This is a genomic window from Borrelia hispanica CRI (genome assembly GCF_000500065.1).
Taxonomy (GTDB): domain Bacteria; phylum Spirochaetota; class Spirochaetia; order Borreliales; family Borreliaceae; genus Borrelia; species Borrelia hispanica.
Window position 1 is genome coordinate 1 of sequence record NZ_AYOU01000061.1, and the last position, 2,006, is coordinate 2,006.

Sequence of the window (2,006 nt, forward strand, 5' to 3'; positions counted from 1 at the left end):
AAAAACAAATATACAAGAAATGACAATTAATAATGAAAATACAACAATTAGTCAAAAGAGAATAGACTTTTTAAAAAATCTTCGTACTCTTAAAATGAATTTGGATGAAGTAAATAAAAATCTTAATGGATATGAGAATTACAATGAAATAGTAAGAGAAGTTAAAAATGTTATTAAGGAACATAATCTAGATATTGATTTTGTACAATATCCAACTACAAAGAGTATTGATAATCATTTAATTTATGTTGTTACAACAACATTTTATAGCCCTTTAAGTGGATATGAACATTCATTTGATACACCAATATATATAGAAAAATTGAGATCTATTGGGGTTAAAAGTCAAAATACATGGCCTCAGTTTGTGGAGTCTGCAATAACTTATTTCAAGCATTATGTATTAGTTACATATTTGTTAATAGAGAGTGAACTTAATATTAATGCTAGTAATTTAGATCTTGAACAATTTTAAAGGGAATTTAATATGAATAAAAATAATAATATGATAAAAAATCAATCAACAAATACAGTAGATGTAATAATAGATAAAATGAATTCAAGTAATATTGCAGAAGTATGGGAAACATACAAGATTATGCATAATCTTAAAAAGATAGATGCTTATTCAGAACGAGAAATTTTAACTTTATTACAAGTAAACAAATTAAATCCATTTAAGAAGGAAGCATATATAATTCCATTCAATGGACGTTATACAGTTGTAGTAGCATATCAAACATTGCTTATACGTGCATATGAAGCTGGATATAACAAGTATGATCTTGACTTTGAAGAGAAATTGGTTAAATCTCTTAAGATTGATTCTAAAGGTAATAAGGTGATACAAGAAGATTGGCAGTGTACAGCTTTTTTCAAATCAGATGATGGTAATTGTTATAGTTTTTCTGTTTTACTTAGTGAATATTATAAGAACACACCTATTTGGAGAGAAAAGCCAGTATCCATGTTAAGAAAGTGTGCTGTAAGTTGTTTATGTAGAACTTTACCAGGTTCAGGACTTGAAAGCATGCCATATATAAGAGAAGAATTAGAGGATATGAGTACTGTATTACAACAAGAATTACAAAGATCGGAAGAAACAAATAATTCGACACCTGAAGCAACAATTGAAATACAATCTGTTAATCATAATTCTGGAGAAGATATAAATAAATCTGTTCCTACTAAGTATTATTGTTCTCAAAACTTACTAATAGCATCAAGAAATATGTATAGGTTTTAAGTGATAAACCATTTAGTAGTGTATCAGAAATAAACGATTATCTTGAGTCTGTTAAAGTGGGAGATGATTTTAAATTACTTGAATACTTTAATAAAAATAAAACGTTAAAGAGTATTGAGTATTGGTGTAATTTAATTAAAGAATACTTTACTAAAAGTAGTAGGGATTTAAGTAATCTTGAAAAGTTTAATATATTTATGGCATTTGATTTAAATAAAGTTGGAAATAGTCCATTAAAATTATTTAGTCAAATGTCTATGGCAGAAGAATTTCAGTGTTTATTCAGGTTAACTTGATAATGATAAATAATAAATAAGCCCCATCAGGGGCTTAAATAATTAATTTTTTAATTTTGAATATTTTCTATATACATCTTTAGCAATAGGTTTAGTGATGGTGATATAATCTTTAAATAACTTGATATTAAACTTTAAATTCTCAACAGTATGTTCAGATTTAAGTTCTGCTGGATTGAAATAAGTAAACTTAGGATAATGTGGGTCTTTAACTTTTTTTTGTGTACGTGTTAAGAATACTTGCAAATACATAATATAATCAGCCAACTTAGCTTCATAAGTACTCAGTTCTTTAAGAGATTCTGTTTTTGGAAGTGTTGGTTCTTCTATTAGTGAAGCAATAGTGGTACAAGAAATTATAAGGATAAGAGAAATTAATCTTGATAATAGAATTATCTTTTGAATTTTCATATTAAGCCTCCTTTAATATCTTTATATAAGAATTCATAATCTTATTTCTTTTA

The 2,006-nt window shown here is 26.1% G+C and carries 4 protein-coding genes; 3 read left to right on the forward strand and 1 reads right to left on the reverse strand.

Features of this window, described 5'->3' with window-relative positions; translation table 11 throughout:
- From U880_RS11075 to U880_RS11450, 3 genes are all read left to right on the forward strand, one after another.
- Positions 1 to 475: ERF family protein (locus U880_RS11075; protein ID WP_235047956.1), on the forward strand; the 475-nt coding region annotated here is incomplete at its 5' end.
- 12 nt (positions 476 to 487) lie between these two features.
- Positions 488 to 1,246 carry a recombinase RecT gene (locus tag U880_RS11080; protein WP_051373860.1) on the forward strand — a complete coding sequence of 253 codons (759 nt, stop codon included), beginning with the start codon at positions 488 to 490 and terminating at the stop codon, positions 1,244 to 1,246.
- 56 nt (positions 1,247 to 1,302) lie between these two features.
- Positions 1,303 to 1,542, forward strand: coding sequence for a hypothetical protein (locus U880_RS11450; protein ID WP_024654500.1), 240 nt, complete (start codon positions 1,303 to 1,305; stop codon positions 1,540 to 1,542).
- 42 nt (positions 1,543 to 1,584) lie between these two features.
- Here the strand turns inward: U880_RS11450 and U880_RS0101595 are convergent, their stop codons facing one another.
- Complete coding sequence (locus U880_RS0101595) at positions 1,585 to 1,953, reverse strand: BBA14 family lipoprotein (RefSeq protein ID WP_038358818.1); 369 nt, start codon at positions 1,951 to 1,953, stop codon at positions 1,585 to 1,587.
- Between the last annotated feature and the right edge of the window lie 53 nt (positions 1,954 to 2,006).

Bases quoted from the DNA above. Each gene is read 5' to 3' on its own strand.
- U880_RS11080 (WP_051373860.1), top strand. From the start codon at position 488: ATGAATAAAAATAATAATATGATAAAAAATCAATCAACAAATACAGTA.
- U880_RS0101595 (WP_038358818.1), bottom strand. From the start codon at position 1,953: ATGAAAATTCAAAAGATAATTCTATTATCAAGATTAATTTCTCTTATC.